This is a genomic window from Acrocarpospora catenulata, from assembly GCF_018476525.1.
GTDB lineage: Bacteria > Actinomycetota > Actinomycetes > Streptosporangiales > Streptosporangiaceae > Acrocarpospora > Acrocarpospora catenulata.
In genome coordinates this window covers 36704-59320 of record NZ_JAHCST010000024.1, presented here as the reverse complement: position 1 = coordinate 59320, position 22617 = coordinate 36704, and the positions used below count along the sequence as shown (strand labels likewise).

Below are 22617 nucleotides of genomic sequence, written 5' to 3'. Positions count from 1 at the left end.
CCGGCGGCCCGGCCCGGCCGCGCCGGGCGTTGAGATTCACGTGGTGCGGTGCCCGGGAGGAGGGGCGTCCTCCCGCCTCCCGGGCGCCGGTCTGGGGGCGTACTCAGGTGGTGTACGCCTCGAACTCGGAGAGCTGCCCGGCCGGCCAGCCGGTGTTGCCGGTGAAGGTCAGCCGGAGGGAGTAGCAGTTCACCTGCGGGAAGGTGATGGTCACGGTGTTGCCGGTGGCGGGGTTGAAGACGCGGCCCGCCGCGCCGGAGACCGTGGTCTGGGCTCCGAACACGTCCCCGCAGGACACCGCGATGGTCTGGGTGCGGGTGGCCCAGGCCGCCGGGGGCGGCAGCTTGAGCACGACCCTGCTCACCGCGCGGCTCTGGCCGTAGTCCACCGTGAGCGTCTGCGGGAAGGCGTTGTTGGCGCTCTCCCAGTACGTGTTCACGTTGCCGTCGTTGCTGTTGGCGGCGACGTAGTTCTGGGTGAAGCTGCTCGCCGTCATCGGGCGGCCCAGGTTCAGGTTGCCCGCCGGGGGTGACGGTGACGGGGAGGGGCTGGGAGACGGGGACGGGGAAGCCGCCGTGCCGTAGACCTCGAGGGAGGAGAGCTGGGCGGCGGGCCAGCCCGTGTTGGCGGTCACGTTGATCCGGACGTACCGGACGTTGGCCGACGGGAAGGTGATGGTCACGGTGTTGCCCGTGGCCGGGTTGAAGACCTGGCCCGCGGAGGCGGACAGGGTGGAGAAGGTCTGGTTGTCGGTGGAGCCGAGGACCGAGAGGGTCTGGGTCCGGGTGTTCCAGGCGGTGGCCGGGGGCAGCTTCAGCACCACCTGCTGCACGTTGGCGTTTCCGCACAGGTCCACGGTGATGTTCTGCGGGAAGGCGTTGTTGGCGCTCTCCCAGTAGGTGTCGGCGTTGCCGTCCACCGCGTTGCCCGGGGTGAAGTTCTGGTTCTGGCTGCTCGCGGTGACGGACTTGCCGCGCGCCAGGTCACCGGTGCCCGGGTTGCACTGCGACGGGGACGGCGAGGGTGAGGGCGAGGGGGACGGCGAGTTCGGGGGCGGTGACTGGGTCGGGTTGCCGCCGTCCGGATAGATGTAGTTGGGGTTGGGCCAGGTGCCGGTGCAGGTGCTGTTGTTCGGGATGTTCCAGCCCGAGTTGCCGCCGAGGTCGACGGGGCTGAACCCGGTGCCCACACAGTTGTGGATCGGGGTGCCCGCGCCGATGTAGGAGGCGCGCACGTTCTGGAAGGTGGTCTGCGCCGAGGACTGGGCCTGCATCACGTACGTGCCGGTGCCGACGATGTTCACGTTCCGGAAGTTGACCGTGCTGGTGGAGCCCTCGATGAAGTGGATGGCCGCGTACGAGCTGTCCAGGATGTCGGTGTCGGTGACGTTGATGGTGGCGTTCACCGGCTCGTTCAGGCCGGAGAACCAGATCGCGCCGACTCCGAACCGCCAGTTGTAGTCGTTGTTCCCGGCCCGGATCAGGGTGTTGCGGGCCACCGTGTGGGTGCCCGCCACGGCGGTGCCCTGGCCGGAGTTGACCCCGGGGTAGCGGTTGGCGATGTGGATGCCGCCGCCGTTGGTGAGCGTGTCGGAGACCACGTTGTCGGTGATCTTTATGTCCCGGCCGCCGTACGAGACGATGTTGTTGGCCAGGATCGGCGCCACCACCGTGTTGAACGTGAAGGAGTTGTTCACGTTGGCGATCCGCTCCGGCCACATGGCCAGGCCGTCGTCGCCGGTGTTGCGGACGAAGGTGTTGGTGACCGTGGAGTTGGTCACGCCCGTGTGGAAGTTCACCCCGTCGGCGATCTGGTCCACGATCCGGCTGTTGCGGATGGTGAAGTTGTCCATCGGGCCGTCCATCCAGGCCCCGACCTTGGTGTTCTCCACGAAGACGTTGTCGATGACCGAGTTGCTCATCGCGCCGCCGAAGGCGTTCACCTGGTCGTTGTCGGAGCGCTCCTGCATCTCGCCGTGGATGTGCAGGTCGCGGACGACCACGTTCCGGCTCGGGCCGCCGGCCTCGTGCGGGCGGATGCCGCCCTGGTAGCCGCCGCCGGCCACGTACTTGCCGTAGATGCCGACCGCGCGGCTGCGGTCGGTGGGGTGGCGGCCGGTGAGCGTGGTGTACCAGGGGCCCGCGCCGCGCAGCGTGACGCCGTCCACCACCACGTGGTCCCAGAGCGTGTACGTGCCCTGCGGGATGTACACCTCGCGCCCCTGGGCCTGGCCGGCGTTGACGGCGGCCTGGAAGGCGGCGGTGGCGTCGGCCGTGCTGCCCGGGGTGGCGCCGAAGTCGGTCACCGACAGGGCGCCCGCGGGCCGGGGGATCGGGTCCGGCGCCACCTCGAAGTCGGCCAGGTCCACGGTGACCGGGGTGGCCGAGACGGTCTGCACCCGGATCTTGGTTCCGACGCCGTAGGTCGAGCCGAGCAGGGTGGAGGTCTCGTCGTAGAAGTGGTGCGGGTTGACGTCGCCCGGGTTGTTGTTGAACGGGTAGCCGCCGTAGTACCAGCCGTACTTGCTGGTCAGCGAGAGGTCCTTGAGCTTGGTGCCGTTCACCCGCAGGTCGGCGTTTACGGTCTGGCCGGCGCCGCCGTTGCCGTCCGGGATGCTGTACCGGACGGTCATCGCGTTGGCGGGGGCGGTGAGGGTGAACTCCACGTACTCGCCGGGGGCGTCCAGGGTGACCGCGCGGCGGCCGGAGGCCTCGGAGGGCAGGGTGCCGTAGATGCGGTTGGGGCCGATGACCGTGCCGTTGGTGACGGCGGCCTCGGCCTCGAACTCCTTGAACGGGACGGTCGCGCCGCGTCCTGGCACGTCCAGCGGGGAGAGGGTGGAGGTGGCCGCGAGCGCGCTGCCGGACAGCAGCGGGACGGCGACGACGCCTCCGGCGACGGTCAGCGCGACCGAGGTCAGGACCGCCGCCGTACGTCGGGCGCGCGCGGAGGGGTGGGCTGGGGGATGGACCGATGGCGTCATCGGCGGGACCCTTCCTGGGAAGAGCCGGGCAAGCCGCGTGACCAGGGACGCTTCTGATGACGCGAACCGGCGGGGGGTGTGACGCCGTCGGCGGGCCGGGCGCGCTCCGACCCGTTCGATGGCATCGAGTTGTCCACACCATAGGATGGCGAACAGAAGTCCGCAATATTTCTACTGGGTTTCGCAAAAGAACTGTCCGTTGGTGTCGTGTTACCTGCCGTTCTCGGCCTCCGGCGGACCCTGTCACCCCTTCACGCCCCTCTTTGCTCGGGGATCGCCCAGTTGTCAGGGTGTTGAGCTGGGCGAACGCCCACAGATGCGGTCAGTTACCGCAAGTTTGCGGAGCGAAAGCCGTAAGTTACGTCACGGTGTCGTCCCCGGCGGCCGCGGCGATCGCCGGAGATGCGACAAGCCGCGCAAGTCCCTGAATTTCCCTGCAAATCCGCGAATAATCGGGACTAGCTGGCAGGTCTTCACTGCCGGTCAAGGTTGCCAGTGCGAAGGAAACCGCCCTCCTTCGCCCAAATCGCCTCCGAGAACGCAAGCGGATTGCGTGAATCTGGCGTATGATTTGCGCTGTGACACGTCGACTTGCTGAAGTGGCGAAGAAAGTCGGGGTCAGCGAGGCCACCGTGAGCCGGGTTCTCAACGGCAAGCCCGGGGTCTCCGACGCGACCCGGGCCGCGGTGCTGACCGCCCTGGACGTGCTCGGCTACGAGCGCCCGACCCAACTGCGCGGCGAGCGCGCCCGCCTGGTCGGCCTGGTGCTCCCCGAGCTGGGCAACCCGATCTTCCCTGCGCTGGCCGAGATCGTCGGGGGCGCGCTGGCCCAGCGCGGCTTCACCCCCGTGCTCTGCACCCGGACGGCCGGCGGGCTGTCCGAGGCCGACTACGTGGAGATGCTGCTGGAGCAGCAGGTCTCCGGCGTGGTCTTCGCCGGAGGCCACTTCGCCGAGGCCGACGCCCCGCACGAGCACTACCACCGGCTGCTCGCGCTGGGCCTGCCGGTGGTGCTGGTCAACGCGGCCAGCGACAACCTGGACTTCCCCCGCGTCTCCACCGACGACGCGGTCGCCGTGGAGCAGGCCTTCGGCCACCTGGTCTCGCTCGGCCACGAGCACCTGGGCCTGGTGCTCGGCCCCGAGGACCACATCCCCTCGCGGCGGAAGCTGGCCGCGCTCCAGCTGGCCGCCGCGGCCGCCGGGATCGACCAGATCTCGGTGGAGCACGCCATGTTCTCCCTGGAGGGCGGGCAGGCGGTCACCAACCGGCTGATCAAGAACGGGGTCACCGGCATCATCTGCGCCAGCGACCCGCTGGCCCTGGGCGCCATCCGGGCGGTCCGCCGGCTAGGCATGTCCGTGCCGGAGGACATCTCGGTGGTCGGGTTCGACGACTCCAACTTCATGAACTGCACCAACCCGCCGCTGACCACGGTCCGCCAGCCGATCGAGGCGATCGGGCGGGCCGCGGTGACCCTGCTGGTCAACCAGATCGACGGGGCCGTGGTCACCGCAGAGGAACTGCTCTACGAGCCCGAACTGGTGGTCCGCGGCTCGACCGCCCCCGCCAAGGTCAGGGCCCTGGTGTAACGCCCGCCGTACCCGCTCGAAACCTGAGCCCGCGTCGCCTTGCGACGCGGGCTTTTTCGTGTTCCGGGGTCTGACCTGCGCCTTTGTTGCGGCATCGCGGACCCGTCGTAAGACTGTCACTTTTTTGCATCTTGAGTGACGGACTCTTGCTAGGCATTGTCTGTCTCTGTATGTTTCTCGCACCACTACACGAATCAATTCGGTAACCCAGCCTTCATCGAGCGGGACTCGGGGCTCGCTCACCGCAGCAGCGCAGAAGCAAGGAACAGGTGCTCTCACGGTGTCGTGGGCGACCACGGCAGGAGGGAATCATTGATGCAATCCCGAAAGATCGCGACAGTTGTCGCCGCGGCCGGTCTGGTGCTGGCCGCCGCGTGCGGCAGCGAGGAGCCCGCCGCCACCCCGACCGCCGCCGCGTCCGGTTCGGCCCCGGCCGCCAACGCGCCGGTGACGATCAGCGTGGGCTGCCAGCCGCCCAAGACCAACCCGAAGGAGCGCGCGCAGTGGGACGCCGACGTCACGGCGTTCCAGGCGAAGTACCCCTACATCACGATCGACAGCAAGGACGCCTTCCCCTGCATCGTTCCCGAGACCTTCCAGGCCAAGCTGGCCGGCGGGGAGATGGAGGATCTGTTCTACGTCTACTACACCGACGTCCGGAAGATCATCCAGGCCGGGCAGGCGGCGGACATCAGCCCGTACCTCAGCGAGGTTCCGTCCATCGGCCAGCTCCGCCAGGACGTGATGAGCATCTTCAAGGACGGTGACAAGGTCTACGGCATCCCGCGGACCAACTACGGCACCGGCCTGGTCTACAACCGCAAGCTCTTCACCGAGGCCGGCCTCGACCCGGAGAACCCGCCCAAGACCTGGGCGGAGGTGCAGGCCGCGGCCAAGAAGATCTCCGAGCTCGGCCCCGGCTACGTCGGGTACGGCGAGTACAGCGCCGGCAACACCGGCGGCTGGCACTTCACCTCCTCCATCTACGGCCGCGGCGGCGACGTGGTCAGCGCCGACGGCAAGACCGCGGCGTTCAACAGCCCGCAGGGCAAGGCCGTGCTGGAGAACCTGAAGACCATGCGGTGGACCGACAACAGCATGGGCACCAAGCAGCTGCACCGCTGGGAAGACCTGATGCGCATGATGGGCTCGGGCAAGCTCGGCATGATGATCGGCGCCCCCGACGTGGTGCAGGCCGTCAACAACGACTTCAAGGGCAAGTTCGAGGACTACGGGGTGACCGGACTGCCCGAGGCCGCCGCCTCGCTGTCCGGCGGCGACGGCTACATGTTCAACCCGAAGGCCACCCCCGAGCAGATCAAGGCCGGCCTGCTCTGGCTGGACTTCCGCTTCCTGACCCCGGGCCAGGGCCAGTTCAACTACGAGCGCGCGGCCAAGGACGGCATCCCGGTGGGCCTGCCCACCACCGACCTGTACGGCACCGCCGCCCCCGGCGTCGAGATCAACAAGCAGCGCGAGCAGTTCGCCAACGTGCCGGTCGCGCACTTCGGTCCGTACGTGGAGGCGGCCAAGACGGTCCAGTTCAAGCTGGAGCCGCCGAAGGCGCAGGAGATCTACGCGATCCTGGACACGGCGATGTCCGCGGTGCTGACCCGCCAGGACGCCAACGTCGACCAGCTCCTCTCGGACGCCGAGTCGAAGGTCAACAAGCTGCTGGCAGCGGGCTGACCTGACCGGAGGGGGCCGGCCCGCACACACCGGGCGGGACCGGCCCCCACACTCACGTCGAGAGCGGGAGCCTAGCGATGACGACTATGACCGTGAAGGGGTCACGGCGACGACCCCCCGGGGCGACACGGCGCTTGATAGGGCGGAACCTGACCGCGTACGGGTTCCTCAGCGGAGCTCTGATCTGCTTCGCCTTCTTCTCCTGGTATCCGATGATCCGGGAGTTCATTCTCAGCTTCCAGAAGACGAACTTCGTCAGCGACCCGACCTGGGTCGGCCTGGAGAACTTCCGTACCGTGGTCGAGGACTCCGCGTTCGTGGACGCCTGGCTGAACACCGCCACGTTCACCGGTCTCGCCCTGGTCTTCGGCTACCTGGTGCCGTTCGTCTTCGCCATCGTGCTGAACGAGCTGCGGCACGCCCGCGCGTACCTGCGGCTGGTGGTGTACCTGCCGGTGATGCTCCCGCCGGCGGTGGCGGTGCTGCTCTTCAAATGGTTCTACGATCCCGGCGCGGGGCTGTTCAACCAGGTCCTCGACGTGTTCGGGCTCGGCCCGCTGGCCTGGCTGGACTCCACCGACACCGCGCTGCTCTCCCTGGTCATCGTCTCGACCTGGATGAACCTGGGCACCGGAACCCTGATCTACCTGGCCGCGCTGCAGAGCATCCCGAGCGAGCTCTACGAGGCCGCCGAGCTGGACGGCGCCGGCCTGTTCAAGCGGGTCTGGCACGTGACCATCCCGCAGACCAGGCTCATCCTGCTGGTGATGCTGCTGCTCCAGATCGTGGCCACCATGCAGGTCTTCATCGAGCCCTACCTGCTCACCGGCGGCGGTCCGGAGAACGGCACCGTCACCGTGGCGTACCTCATGTACCAGTACGCCTTCAGCTTCGGGAACTGGGGCGGCGGCGGCGCGCTCGGCCTGATGCTCATGATCGTCCTCATCGTGTTCTCCGCCGTCTACCTGCGCGTCGCGCGGGACCGGGACTAGAGAGGAGGGGCAGATGTCCCATCGCACGCTGGAAAGCCCCGTCGCGACCAAGCCGGCTTCCCCTCCGCCGCGGCGCCCCGCCCGCGCCCGCAAACCCTCCAGGAGGCGGGAGGGCCCGCAGTTCCGCGGCCTGGTCTCCCCGCACACGCTGACCACCCCGCACGGCAAGGTCATCTACTGGGTGGTGCTGACCCTGGTGCTGGTCACCTTCACCGCCGCGTTCGTGTTCCCGCTCTACTGGATGTTCACCGGTGCCATGAAGTCGCCGGAGGAGCTGGCCCAGATCCCGCCCACCTTCTTCCCCGAGACCGTCAACTGGGGAGTCTGGGCGGAGGCCTGGGACCTGCTCGACCTGGGCCTGTTCCTGAAGAACACCCTGCTGTACGCGGCCGGGGCCTGGCTGTTCACGCTGGCCCTCGACGTGTCCGCCGCGTACGCGCTGTCCAAGCTGCGGCCGGTGCTGGGCAAGGCCGTGCTGGGGATGATGCTCTCCACCCTGATGATCCCGCCGACGGTGATCCTGCTGCCCGCCTACCTGACCGTGAAGGATCTGCCCATCCTCGGCTGGAACCTGATCAACACCCCGTGGGCGATCTGGCTGCCGGCGGTCGCCAACGGGTTCTTCATCTTCCTGCTCAAACGCTTCTTCGACTCGATCCCACGCGAACTGCTGGAGGCGGCCCAGATCGACGGGGCCTCGCCGCTGCGGATCCTGTGGTCGGTCGTGCTGCCGGTGTCCCGGCCGATCATCGGCGTGGTCTCCATCCTCGCCGTGGTCAACGTCTGGAAGGACTTCGTCTGGCCGCTGCTGGTGCTGCCGGACAGCGAGAAGATGTCGATCAGCGTCGGCATCTCTTCCCTTTCAGCGCAGATGCCGCAGAATGTCCTGATTGCCGCACTCTTCATCGCGAGCGTGCCGGCGATCGTGGTCTTCCTGATCTTCCAGCGGAGCATCATGGCCGGTCTCACGGCGGGCAGCTTGAAGGGCTGAACCCGCGCCGACCGCACCTTCAACCGTTTAAGGAGTTGTATCCAGCATGCCCGAAACGTGGTGGCGGGGGGCCGCGATTTACCAGGTCTACCCGCGCAGCTTCGCCGACGGCAACGGCGACGGAATCGGCGACCTCGCCGGCCTGCGGAGTCGCCTGCCGTATCTCGCCGACCTCGGTGTCAACGCCGTCTGGCTCACCCCCTGGTACCCCTCCCCGATGGCGGACGGCGGCTACGACGTCGCCGACTACCGCGACATCGAACCGTCCTTCGGCACCCTGGATGAGGCGGAGAAGTTCATCGCGGAGGCGCACGCGCTGAACATCAGGGTCATCATCGACGTGGTCCCCAACCACAGCTCGGACCGGAGCGCGTGGTTCCAGGAGGCGCTGGCGGCCGGGCCAGGTTCGCCGGAACGGGCCCGGTTCTGGTTCCGCGACCAGCCCGGCGACTGGAAGTCCATCTTCGGCGGCCCCGCCTGGACCCAGGTCCCCGACGGCCAGTGGTACCTGCACCTGTTCGCCCCGGAGCAGCCGGACTTCAACTGGACCAACCCGGAGGTCCACCAGGAGTTCCACGACGTGCTCCGGTTCTGGTTCGACCGGGGCGTGGACGGCATCCGCATCGACTCGGCGGCCGTCCTGGTCAAGGACTTCGAGGGTGGCGACCCCGACGGCTACACCGACCAGCCGGAGGTCCACGACATCTACCGGGGCTGGCGGCGGCTGGCCGACGAGGAGTACACCGACCGGATCTTCATCGGCGAGGTCTGGTTCCCCGACCAGGAACGGTTCGCCCGGTACCTGCGCCCCGACGAGATGCAGACCGCCTTCAACTTCGACTTCCTGGCCTGCCCGTGGGACGCGGCCGCGCTCCGCCGCTCGATCACCGAGACGCTGGCCACGCACATCCCGCTGGGCGCCCCGCCCACCTGGGTGCTCTCCAACCACGACGTGGCCCGGGTGGTCACCCGGTACGGCCGCGAGGACACCTCCTGGGACCACGGCGCCCGGCGCGACGGCGTGCCGTCCGACCTGGAGCTCGGCTACCGGCGCTCCCGGGCCGCCGCCCTGCTGGCCATGGCGCTGCCCGGCAGCGTCTACATCTACCAGGGCGAGGAACTGGGCCTGCCCGAGGTCGACGACATCCCCGGCGAACAGCGGCAGGACCCGATCTGGCAGCGCTCCGGCTTCACCATTCCCGGCCGGGACGGCTGCCGCGTGCCGCTGCCCTGGTCGGGCGAGGCGTCCCCGTTCGGCTTCGGCTCCGGCGGCACCTGGCTGCCGCAGCCGGAGGCGTGGAACAAGCTCACCGTCGAGGCCCAGTCCCAGGATCTCGGCTCGATGCTCACCCTCTACAAAAACGCCCTGGCCATCCGGCGCGAGCGGCTCGGCGACGGCACGATGACCTGGCTGGAATCCGGTCCCGGGGTGCTCGCGTTCACCCGCGAGTCCGGCCTGACCTGCGTGGTCAACCTCGGCCCCGACCCGGCACCGCTCCCGCCGCACCAGAGCGTGCTGCTGGCCAGCGGGCCGCTGGAGGGCGAGGACCTGCCCGCCGACACGGCGGTGTGGTTGTCCTGAACGCGGTCATCGAAGCCGCCGGGCTGGAGAAGACCTACCCCGCCCGGGACCGTGGGGGCACGCCCTTCCGCGCCGTGGCCGGCATCGGCCTGCGGGTCGAGCGGGGCGAGGCGTTCGGCTTCCTCGGCCCGAACGGGGCCGGAAAGTCCTCCACCATGCGCATGCTCGGCGGTGTCTCCGCGCCCACCGCCGGGACGCTGCGCATCCTCGGCCTGGATCCGGCGGCGCACGGCCGCCGGGTCCGGGCCCGCCTCGGCGTGGTGCCGCAGGACGACTCGCTCGACGTGCACCTCACCGTGCGGGAGAACCTGCTGGTGTACGGACGGTACTTCGGCCTGTCCCGCAAGGCGGTCCGGGAGCGGGCGGGGGAACTGCTGGAGTTCGCCCGCCTCACCGAGAAGGCCGACGAGCGGGTGGAGCACCTGTCCGGCGGCATGCGCCGCCGCCTCACCATCGCCCGCGCCCTCATCAACGACCCGGAGATCCTGCTCCTGGACGAGCCGACCACCGGCCTGGACCCGCAGGCCCGGCACGTCCTCTGGGACCGGCTCTTCCGCCTGAAACAGGACGGGGTGACCCTGATCCTCACCACCCACTACATGGACGAGGCCGAACAGCTCTGCGACCGGCTGGTCATCATGGACAAGGGTCTGATCGCCGACGAGGGCTCCCCGCGCGAACTGATCGAACGCCACATCACCCGGGAGGTCCTGGAACTGCGCTTCCCACCGGGCGAGCACGAGCAGGTGGCCGTCAAACTGGGCAGGGACGGCCTGCCCGAGCCGGAGCGGCTGGAGGTGCTGCCCGACCGGCTGCTCTGGTACGCCGAGGACGGGGAGACGGCGCTGGCCCGGGCCACCGCGGCCGGGGTGCAGCCGATCACGGCGCTGGTCCGGCGAGCCACCCTGGAGGATGTGTTCCTCCGCCTCACCGGCCGTTCGCTGACGGACTGATCACCATGTTCCGGGCGTTGCACTACTGGCTCTACCGGTATCGCCGGACCTGGCGGGGGACGATCGTCATCAGCGTGGCCAACCCGCTGCTCTTCCTGCTGGCCATCGGGGCCGGGCTGGGGGCCCTGGTGCGCGGGAGCGTGGACGGGGTTTCCTACCTGGAGTTCTTCGCGCCCGGGCTGCTGGCCGCGGCGGCGTTCCAGAACGCCTTCGTGGACGGGGGGTTCGCGGTGACCAGCGCGTCGCGGCGGGAGCGGATCTATCCGACCGCCGCCGCGACGCCGCTGGAGCCCGGAGAGATCTTCGGCGGCCATCTGCTCTTCATCACGCTGCGGCTGGCGCTGTCGGCGGCGGCCTTCGTGCTGGTGATGGCGCTGTTCGGGCTGGTCTCCGGGCCCGGTGTCGCGGTGGCGGTCGTGGGGGCCGCCACCCTGACCGGCCTGGCCCTCGCCGCGCCGCTGGCGGCCTGGGCGGTGACCGTCCGGGACATTCCCCAGCTCAACACCGTCTTCCGATTCGGCATGATGCCGCTCTACCTGTTCTCCGGCACGTTCTTCTCCGTCGCCCAGTTACCCGGGCCGATCCGCGCGGTGGTGCAGGTGATGCCGCTCTGGCACGGCGTCGACCTGTGCCGGACTCTCGCCCTCGGCACGGCGGCGCTGGGGCCGAGCCTGCTGCATTTGGGCTATCTGGCCGGTCTGGTGGTCGCGGGGGTGCTGGCCGGACGGGTCACCTTCCGGAGGTGTCTGCACACATGACTCCCACTCTTCCGCGAGCCGGGGGCGCGCATCTGCTGGTGGTGCGGAACCTCTGGGTGCACAAGGGCGGCAGCCCGTGGACGATGGCGCTGTTCTCGGTCTTCGAGCCGGTGCTCTATCTGCTGGCCATCGGGGTGGGCATCGGTGGTCTGGTCGGGCAGGTGCCGGGCGTGGAGGTGCCGTACGCGGCCTACATCGCGCCCGCGCTGCTGGCCACGGCGGTGATGAACAGCGCGCTGGAGGAGACCGGGCAGAGCGCGTACGCCAAGCTGGCCTTCGACCGGTTCTACCACTCGCTGATCGTCACGCCCATGACGGTCGGCGGGGTGGTCGCCGGCGAGGTGCTCTGGGGCATGCTGCGGGGGCTGATCACGGGGGCGGGCTTCCTGGTGGTGATCGCCGCCTTCGGGCTCGTGCAGTCGCCTTGGATCCTGCTCGCCGTGCCCGCCGGGCTGCTCATCGGTTTCGCCTTCGGCGCCGCCTCGCTCGCCGCCACCGGGTACATGCGGGGCTGGCACGACTTCCAGTACGTGCAACTGGTGATGTTGCCGATGTTCCTGTTCGCCACCACCTTCTATCCGGTGACCGTCTATCCGCCGGTGATCCGGGTGCTGGTGGAGACGCTGCCGCTGTATCACGCGATCGAGCTGGTGCGCGGGCTCGCGCTGGGCCGCCTGGCTCCGGGGCTCCTGCTGAACGCGGCCTATCTGATCGTGTTCGGGGCTCTGTTCCTGGTCTGGGCGCGGCGGCGGTGGGCGTGGCTGCTGGCTAGCTGAGCATGGCCGTGAACGTCCGTGCCAGCTCGGCCATGTCCGCGCGGCGGTAGGCGTGGCGGTTGAAGATCACCGATCCGGTGAGGGAGCCGTCCGGGGCCTCCCGGACCAGGAGTTCGGGTGGATGGGTGTCCGGGTCGTCCGGGGCCAGCGGCCATTCCATGATGGGGCCCGCCGGGATCGGGAACTCGGTGGACGGCAGGCCCGGCAGGCGGGCCGGGTGGCCCCAGCTCTCGAAGCGCACGTACGCCGGGTAGGGGACCAGTTCGTGTAGCCGGGCGAAGTTGTGGAACTGGTGGTCGTTGGCGGTCAGAGTGGCGTTCCGGACCTGGGCCAGCACGTCCCCGTCCGTCCTGACCCGGAGCAGGTTCCACCGGAACAGGCAGCCGATCGTGCTCTCGAACTCCGGGCGGGTACGTCCGGTGACGGGACTGGCCAGCACCACCTCCGGTGACCCTGACCATTCCCCCAGGGTCTGCGCCCAGGCCGCCGCCAACACCATTGCCGTTGTGGAGCCTGTGGCCCTCGCTCTCTTCCCTACGGCGTCGCCGGGAACCTCGAACTCGTGGGATTCCGCGGCGCAGAGGCGTACGTCGGGGGCGCGGCCCGGGAAGTGGGGGAGCACTTGAGGCGCGTCCGCGAGGGTGGCCGTCCAATGGGATCGGGTACGGGACCATTCCCGGCGCTCGAAGGCGACGAAGTCGGCGTACTGGGTGGCCGGGCGCAGCGGCGAAGGCGCGCCGTGGCCGAACGCGGAGTAGAGGACGCCGAGCTCCCGCAGCAGCACCCCCGCCGACCACCCGTCGAAGACCATGTGATGAGCGGCCAGCACGAGGATCGCCGGTGGAACTCCCGTGCTCCCTGCGTTCGGGCTTCCCGATTGCCTCGCTGGGCCTACGCTCCCGGGGCTTCCAGCGCCCCCCGCGCCGCCGGTGGGGCCGCAATCCCGGTAAAGGCCCGCACCGGCGGCGCGCTCCGCTGCCTCGTCTCTGCCGCCGGGAAGCAGGCGGATCAGAGCGGCGCGGAGTAGCGGCCCCCGGGTGATGTCGAAGGGGGTGCGGACGAGGTCGGCGGCCAGTGCGCCTGCCTCGTCCCGGTTGGGCGCCTCGTGGACGCTGAGCCGGATCTCGCCGGTGGGGTGGATGACGGCGCGGCCGTCGTGGAAGACCGTGCGCAGGGCTTCGTGGCGGTTCACCAGCTCGGTCAGGCACCTGGTCAGCAGGTCGGCGTCGAGCCCGGTCTCGACGTGTACGGCGACATGGACCGGGGGCATGTGCCGGGTCTCCGGCGTGGCGTGCATCCACCGCCACCAATGCTCCTGGACCCCACCAAGCAACCCCGGCTCCACCACATCCGGATTTTTCGTGAAATGTCGGGCCGTTGCGTTGTGGAGTTCGGTGGCCTGGCGTTCCAGGATGGGATGGTCGAAGGCCAGGGTTCCCGGGAGTTCGACACCGAACTCCTCCCCGGCGCGGGTGGCCAGCTGGCTGGCTTTGAGCGAGTCGCCGCCCAGTGCGAAGAAATCGTCGTCCCTGCTGTTCACCGGCACCCCGAGTACGGCGCTCCACAGCCGGGCCAGGGACTGCTGCTCTGCGGTCTCCAGTGCGGCCCCGGCCTCTCGGCGAGCGGTCGTGAACAGGTCGCGGAGTTCCCCTTTGACTACCTTGCCCAGTTCGTTGCGGGGGAGTTGGTCCACGAAGGCGTACCGGGTGGGGACCTCGTTGCGGGCGACGCGTTCCGACAGGAAGACACGGAGTTCGTCGATGGACGGCGGGCGATCCCGGCGCGGGACGATGGCCGCCGCGACCATCGAGCCCATGACGGGGTGGGGCACGCCCAGCACGGCGGCGTCGGCGACGGACGGGTGTTCGGCGAGGGCGGTTTCGATCTGGAGCGTGGAGATCTTGAGGCCGCCGGACTTGATCACGTCGGAGTCGCGGCCGACCAGGTAGAGGTAGCCGTCGCGGTCCAGGTAGCCGAGGTCACCCATCCGGGTCCAGCCGCGCCGGAACACCCGCGCGCTGGCCTGGGCGTCGGCCTGGGCGTCACCGTAGTAGGCGCGCTGGGCGGCGGGCGCCCGCAACCACACCTCGCCGACCTCACCGGGCGCGACCGGCGAGCCGTCCTCATCCGTGATCAGCAGACCCCCGGCCTCGGTGGCCCGCCCGACCGAGTGCGGACGCGCGGGATTGACGATCATGGTGGTCTGGGCGGGCACGGCCTCCGTGGAGGTGTAGTAGTTCACGATCGTGGCCTTGGGAAACGCCTCCGGCAGCGCGGCGGCCACGCGCGGAGGCAACGCGTCCGCCGAGGAACTGAGCAGCAGCACCGACGACAGATCGTGCCGCCGCCAGACCCCCGAATCGAGCAGGTTCGCCGCCATCGATGGCACCACGAAAACGGTCCCCACCCGATGCTCCTCGATGAGCGCGCAGCACCGCTCGGCGTCGAACGCCGCCATCACCAACGCGCACGGATGCGCCACCAACGCATTGACCAGCATCATCTGCCCCGCGTTGGTCCCAATCGGAAACGCGTGCAGGAAGTGCTCGGAGTGCGACAACATCCGGTACGCGGGATGCGGCCGATGCCCGTAAGCCAGGTTGGCGTGGCTGGCGGCCACCCCTTTCGGCCGTCCGGTCGTCCCCGACGTGTAGAGAATCTGCGCGAGCCCGTCCGGATCGATGACAGGTTCGGCGAAGCTCACGGACGAGTCCGGTGCTTCAACGAGGCTCGATGGTGGGGTTGGCCGCCAGGAGCGCTCTGAGACCTGGGCGGCACCGGTCTCGCCACCGGCTTCAACGGGGCTCGATGGTGGGGTTAGCCGCCAGGGCCGGTCGGAGGTCAGGTTCAAGAGTGGGTTTGGCCGGCTGGTGGCTGGGCCGGGACCGATCGGTTCGTCGAGGATCCAGCGGGCTCCGCAGTCCTCCGCCATCAGTTGCCGGGTGGCTTCCGACTGGCGGGCCGGGAGGGGTACGGCGACCCCGCCCGCGCGGAGTACGCCCAGGAAGGTCACCGCGTAGTCGGGCCAGCGGTCGTTACCGAAGAGCAGGCCGACCCGGTCGCCGGTGGCGAGCCCGCGCGCGAGCAGGTCCCGCGCGGTCGCGTCGGCCCCCGCGTCCCACTCCGCGAAGCTCAGGCTGGTGCCGTTGTCGCAGATCAGAGCCGGTCGTGCGGGTTGCTCGCGTGCTCTCGCCTGGAGCAGCCCGGGGAGGGTGACGGTCATGGCCTGCCTCTTCCGCAGCCGCGAATGATCGATCGGAGTAAACCATTCTGAACGAATCACCACAAGTATCTAGCAAATCGCTGCAATTTCTAGGCATACTCACGAAACAGGCGATCGTTGGGACGGTTCAATGGCATGCGTTCGGATCTCGATCCCGCAGAGTGGCATCTGGTTCAACGAGCAACTCGGCACCGCCGGGACAACCCACCACATGCCGTTCGGCCTGCGATTCACGGGCCCCCTGGACGTCCCGGCGCTACGCAGGGCCTGCGCCCGCCTGGTCGCCCGCCACCCCATCCTCCGCACCGCCATCCAGATAGCGGACGGCCTTCCCCACCTGACCGAAGGCCCGCCCATCCCGCTCTCCGAACCCACGACCGATCCACACCAGGAGGTTCGGCGGCCGTTCGGCCCGGCTGCGGGGTCGCCCGTCGCCTTTCCCGAGTCCGATTCACCCCAGGATGTTCCGCGGCTGTTTGGCCCGGCCCCGGGGGCGCCCGTTGCCTTTCCCGAGTCTGCGTCCGATTCGCGCCAGGAGGTTCGGCGGCCGTTCGACTTGGCTGCGGGGCCGCTGGCCCGGTTCAGTCTGTTCGGGGACGGGCGGTTGTTGGTGGTCGCTCACCACCTGGTCTTCGACGGTCAGTCCACGGACGTGTTCGTCGAGGATCTCGCGGCCTTCTACCGGGCGGAGGTTGAGGGCGGGGAGCCGGGGTTGGCGCCGCTCGGACCGGTGGAGGCGCCCGAGGTCGAGGAAGCCAGGGTGGGGGAGAGGCTGCCGGCCGCCCGGGCGTACTGGGCGGAGCGGTGGTTTGAGCCGGGCGAGGTGGTTTTGCCTGGCTTGAATCGGTTGGAGCAGGAGGTGCAGGTCGGGGAGGCGGTGGAGTTCCGGCTGCCCGGGGCGGTGCTGGGGGACGCCGCCGAGCGCCTTGGGGTGACCCGGTTCGAGGTGGTGGTCGCCTCGGTGCACGCGCTGCTCCGGCGGTACGGCAACGAACGGCCGGTCACCGCCCTGGACCTGGGAGTGCGCCCGCCCGAGGCGGCCGGGTGGATCGGTGTGTACGTCAACGAACTGCCGTTCGCCTCCACCCCGTCCCCGGCCATAGGTTTCGCCGATTTCGCCCGGCAGGTCCGGGCCGGGTTGCGGGAGCTGTACCAGGTTCGCGAGGTGCCGTTGGGACGGGCGGTGAGCGGCCTGCGGCCGGGGGTTTCGCTCGCCCCGATCTCTCTCACCTACCGCCGCCGTATGGCTCCACCCGAGTTTCCCGGCCTGGAGACCTCGGTTGATTGGGTGATCTTCAACCACACGGCCAGGAACGCCCTTCGCGTCCACCTCGTGGACGGCCCCGACGGGTTGGGCGTGATGTTCCAGTTCCCGCCCGCCTCGATCGCCCGTGCCGACGTGGAACGCATTGCCGATCACTGGCTGGCGATCCTCCACCACGTCACGAAATATCCGGATACGCCCCTGCGAGACCTGCCGATCGAGACGCTCCCGCAACTCCGGGACGACACCCCCTACCCGGCGGTCACCGTCCCCGATCTGTTCCAAGCCCAGGCAGCCCGCACCCCGGACGCTATCGCCGTCACCAGCGGCGACACCCACCTGACCTACGCCGAACTGAACGCCCTGGCCGACCGTCTCGCCGCCCGGCTCACCGACGCCGGAGTCCGCCCCGGCGACTTGGTCGCGCTCTCCGCCGAACGCTCAGAACGCATGGTCGCCGGTGTCCTGGCCTGCTGGAAAGCGCAAGCCGCCCACTTGCCGCTGGACCCGGCCTACCCCGCCGACCGCTTGTCCTACATCGCCGCCGACTCCACCGCCCGCCTACTGCTGACCGACCAGGGCACCCCCGTCACAGGCCTGCCGTGCATCCCACTCACCGACCCCGACGCCGGGCTCCCGATCGGTGGCGGAACTGATCCGGGCACCTGGGCCTCGATCGACCGTGAGACCGGGTCTGGCGTCGAGGGTTCGATCGGCGGTGAGGCCAGGTCTGGCGCCGAGGCCCGGATCGACGGTAGGGCCGGGCCTCGCGACCGGGCGTACGTGATCTACACCTCGGGATCCACCGGGCGGCCCAAGGGCGTCGAGATCGACCACGGTGCGCTGAGCAATCTGATCCTGGCCATGCGGGACCGGCTGGACGCCGGGGAGGCGGACGTCTGGCTGGCGGTGACCTCCCTGTCGTTCGACATTTCCGGGCTGGAGTTGTGGTTGCCGCTGGTCACCGGTGGCCGGGTGATCGTCGTGGGGGAGGCCGAGGCGGCGGACGGGGACGCGCTGGCGCGGCTGGTTGCCAGGCACGGGGTCACCCATCTTCAGGCCACCCCGTCCACGTGGCGGTTGCTGCTGGAGGCCGGGTTCTCGTTCGGCGGGACCGCGCTGGCGGGGGGCGAGGCACTGCCGCTGCCGCTGGCCGAGTGGCTGCGCCCGAGGGTCGGGCGGCTCTTCAACGTGTACGGCCCAACGGAGACCACGATCTGGTCGACCATCGCCGAGATCCCGCCCGCCCTGGAGCGGATTACCATCGGCGGACCGCTGGCCAACACCCAGCTACTTGTTCTGGACGACAGCCTCGATCCGGTCCCGGAAGGGGTGCCCGGCGAGCTGTACATCGCGGGCGCCGGGGTCGCCCGGGGCTACCTCAACCGCCAGGCCCTGACCGCCACCCGCTTCTCGCCCAACCCGTACGGCCCTGCCGGAAGCCGCATGTACCGGACCGGCGACCGGGTCCGCCTGCGCGGCGCGGAACTGGAGTTCCTCGGCCGCACCGACGACCAGATCAAGCTGCGCGGGCACCGCATCGAGCTGGGGGAGATCGAGTCCTGCCTGCTCGCCCACGCCAAGGAGGCCGCAGTGGCGGTCTGGGACGATCAACTTGTGGCGTACACGACGAGCGGGTCGCCCGAGCTCCGCCGCCATCTCGCCCGCACCCTGCCCGCGTACATGGTGCCCTCGATCTTCGTGGACCTGCCGGCCCTGCCACTGACCCCCAACGGCAAGCTCGACCGAGCCGCCCTGCCCCGCCCCGAACTCCCGGAACCCACCGGTCCCACGACCGACGGCTCCGCGCGGGCGGTGCTGGCCGAGATCTGGGCCGAGGTGTTCGGCCTGGACAACATCGACCCCGACGAGAGCCTCTTCGACCTGGGCGGCCACTCCCTGACCATCGCCCAGATCGCGGCCAGAATCCGGGACCGCCTGGAGGTGGAGGTACCGTTCTACGCCTTCTTCGACACCCCGAGCGTGAACGGCATCGCCGCCGTAGTGGCCGAACGCCGGTCGCCGTGAACGCGCTCTGAGCGCGCACAACTCAGCGAGCACACCCGGTTGAGCGCACGCAACTCAGCGAGCGCCCCCGGCTGAGCGCACGTAAATCAGCGGGCACCCCCGCCTGACCGCCCGTAAATTGCTGATATGACCGACTGGCGCGCCGTCGCCCACGAGCACCAGCCTTCCTGGGACTCCGATGACCAGGCCAGGGCCACTAGCGACACCGCCCACCTGGACGCCCTCGGCGTACGCCACAGCCCCGCCCCGGACTGGGACCGGGGACCCTACCAACCCCTCCCCGCCTACGGCGCCGAGTTCCCCGCCCTCGCCCTGGCAGTCACCCGCCCGGTACGGCTCACGCCCGCCCGCGACTGGCTGGCCGTGCTCACCTTCGCGGGCGGCCGGGAATGCCACCACCACACCGACATCCTCACCTTGCTCCACCCCCGCGACCCGGCGGCCCTGGAACGCCTGGCCGCGCTCTACCACGGCACCGCGATCGAGTTCCCCGAACCCCACCAGACCGCCGAATATCGCAGGAACCTCCACGACCTCCTCGGCGCCGACTGCCACCCCGACGGCTGGTGGAGCGAGGCCCGTTACGTGATCGACGTGGCCGATCTCCCCGCCCTCACCCATGAAAACGTGGAACTCCCAGAAGGCGAGAACATCCACCTCCTGCTCCTGAGCGCCAATTCGGACGAGATCTGACAGAGTTGAGGGGAGACCGGCGGGCCATCGGGGTGCCGCCGTCGGGCGGAGGTGGATGTGCTTGAGGCGGCCAGCCTGGTGGAGCTGTCCATGCACCGCCTGCGCGAGGACATCCTGAGCGGCGCCCTGCAACCGGGCGAACGCCTGATCGAAGAGCAGTTGACCCGCCGCTTCGGCATCAGCCGCGCCCCGCTCCGGGAGGCCCTGCGCCTGCTCGACCAGCAGGGCCTGGTGGAGCACCTGCCCCGGCGCGGCGTACGGGTGGCCCAGCTCTCCGAACGCGACGTGGACGAACTCTTCGGCCTCCGCGACGTCCTGGAGCAGTACGCGGTGGCCACGGCAGTCCCGGTCAGCGAACCCGACCGCCTGGCCGAACTGCAGGGCGCCCTGGACGCGATGGCGGACGCGGCCCGCGCCGGCGACCTGCGCGAGGAGAACGACGCCCACTGCCGCTTCCACATCGCCCTGGTCGGCCTGGCCGGGCAGCGCCAGCTGCTGCTGGCCTACCAGCCGGTGATCCGCAAGCTCCAGCTCTACATGGCCGCCAACCTGCGCCGGGAGACCGAGCACGTGGGCGACCCGTGGGACGGTGTCCGCCGCCACCGCAAGCTCTTCGACTCGGTCACCACCGGCGACGCCCCCACCGTCCTGGCGGTCCTGGCTGCCCACGGAGCACGTACCTACATCAGCTGAAATAACCCCTGAAACCCCGCGTTTACCGGCCGCGCCGGTCCCTGACACATAACTGTCGACAATCGACGGTATGGACCGCTTGGCCGGTTTGGCGTCGGGGGGCGCTGGTGTGGTGCTGAACCGGCCCCGACCCTGGAGGAGCCGGTCGTGCCCCAAGTCGACGCCGCCCCCTATCCCTTCACCTTCCAACCCGAGCAAACCGCCCTGCTCGTCATCGACATGCAGCGCGACTTCGTCGAACCCGGCGGGTTCGGCGAGACGCTCGGCAACGACGTCACCCTGCTGCAGAAGGTCATCCCCCCGTTGGCCCGCGTGCTGGCGGCCACCCGTACGGCGGGCATGACCGTGATCCACACCCGGGAGGGCCACCTGCCGGACCTGAGCGACTGCCCGCCCGCCAAGCTCAACCGGGGCGAGCCGAGCATGCGCATCGGCGACCCCGGCCCCAAGGGCCGGATCCTGATCCGCGGCGAGTACGGCCACGACATCGTCGACGACCTCAAGCCGCTCGACGACGAACTGGTCATCGACAAGCCGGGCAAGGGCTCCTTCTACGGCACCGATCTCGGCGAGGAGCTGACCAAGCGTGGCATCACCTCGCTGGTCGTGACCGGGGTGACCACCGAGGTCTGCGTGCACACCACCGTGCGCGAGGCCAACGACCGGGGCTACGAGTGCCTGGTCCTGTCCGACTGCGTGGGCTCCTACTTCGCGGAGTTCCAGCAGGCGGGGCTGGCGATGATCTCGGCGCAGGGCGGCATCTTCGGCTGGGTCGCCTCCTCCGAGAAGTTCCTGGAGGTGATCTGACATGACCACGGCAACCGAGTCGCGCAAGCTCCCCTGGTGGGTGTCCGGCGACACCAACGCCTTCTTCGGCCTCGGCTTCAACGTGCTGGTCAACGTGCTGACGCTGACCGCGCTCTGCATCGGCGTGCTGAACATCCCGCAGAACGACGTGTTCGGGATCATCCTCCCGGCGCTCGGCATCCAGCTGCTGATCGGCAACGTGTACTACACGTACCTGGCCCGGCGGCTGGCGAGGAAGGAGAACAGGGACGACGTCTGCGCCATGCCGTACGGGCCGTCGGTGCCGCACATGTTCATCGTGGTCTTCGTGATCATGCTGCCCACCTACCTGGCCACCAAGGACCCCGTGAAGGCCTGGCAGGCCGGTCTGGCCTGGTGTTTCATCATCGGCCTGATCGTGCTGATCGGCGCCTTCATCGGCCCGGTCATCCGTAAGTACACCCCGCAGGCGGCCATGCTGGGCACCCTGGCGGGCATCTCGATCGCCTTCATCTCGATGCGGCCGGCCGCCCAGATGTGGGAGGCGCTCTGGATCGCGCTGCCGGTGCTGGTGATCATCCTGGTCGGGTTCTTCACCGACCTGAAGCTGCCGGGCAACATCCCGGTCGGCCTGGCCGCGCTGCTGATCGGCTCGGCCATCGGCTGGATCGGCGGCTACATGAACCCGGCCGACGTGTCGGCCGCGGTCGGCGACATCGCCATCGCGCTGCCCACCCTCAAGCTGGACCTGCTGATCAACGGCCTGGGCGAGGTGGCCCCGCTGCTGGCCACCGCGATCCCGCTGGGCATCTACAACTTCACCGAGGGCATGACCAACGTGGAGAGCGCGGCGGTGGCGGGCGACAAGTTCAACCTGCGCGCGGTGTTGCTGGCCGACGGCACCGGGGCCGTGGTGGGCTCGGCTCTCGGCTCACCGTTCCCGCCGGCCGTCTACATCGGCCACCCGGGCTGGAAGGAGGCCGGCGGCCGTACCAGCTACTCCATGGCCAGCGGCGTGGTCATCGCGCTGCTCTGCTTCCTGGGCATGTTCGGGCTGCTCAGCGCGCTGCTGCCGACCCCGGCGATCGTGCCCATCCTGCTCTACATCGGTCTGCTCATCGGCGCCCAGGCGTTCCAGGCGGTGCCGCGGGTGCACGCGGTGGCGGTGGTGATGGCGATCATCCCGAACATCGCGTCCTGGGCGGCCACCCAGATGAACAACGTGATCGCCGCCTCCGGGGTGGCGGTCACCGCCGAGCAGATCGGGGCCGCGGGCACCGTCTACCACGGCACCGTGTTACTCGGCGGCGGCGCCATCCTGGCCGGTCTGGTGCTGGGCGCGGTGGTCGCGTTCATCATCGACCGCAACTTCTTCTGGGCGGCCGGGTACGCGCTCTTCGGCGCCGCGCTCTCGTTCATCGGCCTGTTGCACGCGGAGAAGGTGGGCTGGAACGTGGGCGGCCAGATCAGCCTCGGGTACGTCTTCGCGGCCCTGGTGCTGGCCGGGTTCGGTTTCTGGCACTCCCGTACCAAAGTGACGAAAGAGACAGTGGAGGCAGTCGACGCCTAGGCCATAAACTCGCCGGGTAATCCCGCTGAACGTAGGCAGGCACC

15 protein-coding genes are annotated in these 22617 nt (G+C 69.5%); 13 read left to right on the top strand and 2 right to left on the bottom strand.

Going from position 1 to position 22617, the window contains the following annotated elements:
• Positions 1-103 precede the first annotated feature (103 nt).
• Positions 104-2983 carry a discoidin domain-containing protein gene (locus tag KIP79_RS24145; RefSeq protein WP_214107189.1) on the bottom strand — a complete coding sequence of 960 codons (2880 nt, stop codon included), beginning with the start codon at positions 2981-2983 and terminating at the stop codon, positions 104-106.
• 599 nt (positions 2984-3582) lie between these two features.
• Here KIP79_RS24145 and KIP79_RS24140 point away from each other — a divergent pair.
• The 8 genes from KIP79_RS24140 (at position 3583) to KIP79_RS24105 (ending at position 12316) form a co-directional block, all read left to right on the top strand.
• Positions 3583-4575, top strand: coding sequence for a LacI family DNA-binding transcriptional regulator (locus tag KIP79_RS24140; RefSeq protein ID WP_443611858.1), 993 nt, complete (start codon positions 3583-3585; stop codon positions 4573-4575).
• A gap of 315 nt (positions 4576-4890) precedes the next feature.
• Positions 4891-6264, top strand: a complete 1374-nt coding sequence (locus KIP79_RS24135) for an ABC transporter substrate-binding protein (protein ID WP_214107187.1) — start codon at positions 4891-4893, stop codon at positions 6262-6264.
• A gap of 134 nt (positions 6265-6398) precedes the next feature.
• Complete coding sequence (locus KIP79_RS24130; RefSeq protein ID WP_250213736.1) at positions 6399-7256, top strand: carbohydrate ABC transporter permease; 858 nt, start codon at positions 6399-6401, stop codon at positions 7254-7256.
• Between the two features lie 13 nt (positions 7257-7269).
• Positions 7270-8247 (top strand): carbohydrate ABC transporter permease, encoded by a 978-nt coding sequence (locus KIP79_RS24125; protein ID WP_214107185.1) that lies wholly within the window; start codon positions 7270-7272, stop codon positions 8245-8247.
• Between the two features lie 46 nt (positions 8248-8293).
• A complete protein-coding gene (locus tag KIP79_RS24120) occupies positions 8294-9829 on the top strand; it encodes a glycoside hydrolase family 13 protein (protein ID WP_214107184.1) in 1536 nt (511 codons plus the stop codon).
• The gene (locus KIP79_RS24115; RefSeq protein ID WP_308169858.1) at positions 9817-10782 is read left to right on the top strand and encodes an ABC transporter ATP-binding protein; all 966 of its coding nucleotides are present in this window, start codon (positions 9817-9819) and stop codon (positions 10780-10782) included. Before KIP79_RS24120 ends, KIP79_RS24115 begins: the two co-directional genes overlap by 13 nt.
• Positions 10783-10787: 5 nt before the next feature.
• A complete protein-coding gene (locus tag KIP79_RS24110) occupies positions 10788-11540 on the top strand; it encodes an ABC transporter permease (RefSeq protein ID WP_214107183.1) in 753 nt (250 codons plus the stop codon).
• Positions 11537-12316: an ABC transporter permease gene (locus tag KIP79_RS24105; RefSeq protein WP_214107182.1), complete on the top strand. Its 780-nt coding sequence runs from the start codon at positions 11537-11539 to the stop codon at positions 12314-12316. The genes KIP79_RS24110 and KIP79_RS24105 overlap by 4 nt, the downstream gene beginning before the upstream one ends.
• Here KIP79_RS24105 and KIP79_RS24100 read toward each other — a convergent pair.
• Positions 12309-15539: an AMP-binding protein gene (locus tag KIP79_RS24100; protein WP_214107181.1), complete on the bottom strand. Its 3231-nt coding sequence runs from the start codon at positions 15537-15539 to the stop codon at positions 12309-12311. The genes KIP79_RS24105 and KIP79_RS24100 overlap by 8 nt on opposite strands.
• Positions 15540-15669: 130 nt before the next feature.
• Between KIP79_RS24100 and KIP79_RS24095 the strand changes: the two genes are divergently transcribed.
• The 5 genes from KIP79_RS24095 to KIP79_RS24075 all read left to right on the top strand — a co-directional run bounded on the left by KIP79_RS24095 (position 15670) and on the right by KIP79_RS24075 (position 22573).
• Positions 15670-18831: a non-ribosomal peptide synthetase gene (locus tag KIP79_RS24095; RefSeq protein ID WP_214107180.1), complete on the top strand. Its 3162-nt coding sequence runs from the start codon at positions 15670-15672 to the stop codon at positions 18829-18831.
• Positions 18832-18957: 126 nt separating this feature from the next.
• Positions 18958-19524: a hypothetical protein gene (locus tag KIP79_RS24090; RefSeq protein WP_214107179.1), complete on the top strand. Its 567-nt coding sequence runs from the start codon at positions 18958-18960 to the stop codon at positions 19522-19524.
• A gap of 51 nt (positions 19525-19575) precedes the next feature.
• Entirely contained in the window at positions 19576-20217 is a 642-nt protein-coding gene (locus KIP79_RS24085) for a GntR family transcriptional regulator (protein WP_214107178.1), read from the top strand.
• A 147-nt stretch (positions 20218-20364) separates the two neighbouring features.
• Positions 20365-21024 (top strand): cysteine hydrolase family protein, encoded by a 660-nt coding sequence (locus KIP79_RS24080; RefSeq protein ID WP_214107177.1) that lies wholly within the window; start codon positions 20365-20367, stop codon positions 21022-21024.
• Position 21025: 1 nt separating this feature from the next.
• A complete protein-coding gene (locus KIP79_RS24075; RefSeq protein WP_214107176.1) occupies positions 21026-22573 on the top strand; it encodes a permease family protein in 1548 nt (515 codons plus the stop codon).
• Positions 22574-22617 lie beyond the last annotated feature (44 nt).

Excerpts from the sequence above, each read along its gene's own strand:
- KIP79_RS24110 (WP_214107183.1), top strand. The coding sequence starts at position 10,788 with ATGTTCCGGGCGTTGCACTACTGGCTCTACCGGTATCGCCGGACCTGG.
- KIP79_RS24095 (WP_214107180.1), top strand. The coding sequence starts at position 15,670 with ATGGCATGCGTTCGGATCTCGATCCCGCAGAGTGGCATCTGGTTCAAC.
- KIP79_RS24100 (WP_214107181.1), bottom strand. The coding sequence starts at position 15,539 with ATGACCGTCACCCTCCCCGGGCTGCTCCAGGCGAGAGCACGCGAGCAA.
- KIP79_RS24075 (WP_214107176.1), top strand. The coding sequence starts at position 21,026 with ATGACCACGGCAACCGAGTCGCGCAAGCTCCCCTGGTGGGTGTCCGGC.
- KIP79_RS24090 (WP_214107179.1), top strand. The coding sequence starts at position 18,958 with ATGACCGACTGGCGCGCCGTCGCCCACGAGCACCAGCCTTCCTGGGAC.
- KIP79_RS24125 (WP_214107185.1), top strand. The coding sequence starts at position 7,270 with ATGTCCCATCGCACGCTGGAAAGCCCCGTCGCGACCAAGCCGGCTTCC.
- KIP79_RS24145 (WP_214107189.1), bottom strand. The coding sequence starts at position 2,983 with ATGACGCCATCGGTCCATCCCCCAGCCCACCCCTCCGCGCGCGCCCGA.
- KIP79_RS24105 (WP_214107182.1), top strand. The coding sequence starts at position 11,537 with ATGACTCCCACTCTTCCGCGAGCCGGGGGCGCGCATCTGCTGGTGGTG.
- KIP79_RS24120 (WP_214107184.1), top strand. The coding sequence starts at position 8,294 with ATGCCCGAAACGTGGTGGCGGGGGGCCGCGATTTACCAGGTCTACCCG.
- KIP79_RS24135 (WP_214107187.1), top strand. The coding sequence starts at position 4,891 with ATGCAATCCCGAAAGATCGCGACAGTTGTCGCCGCGGCCGGTCTGGTG.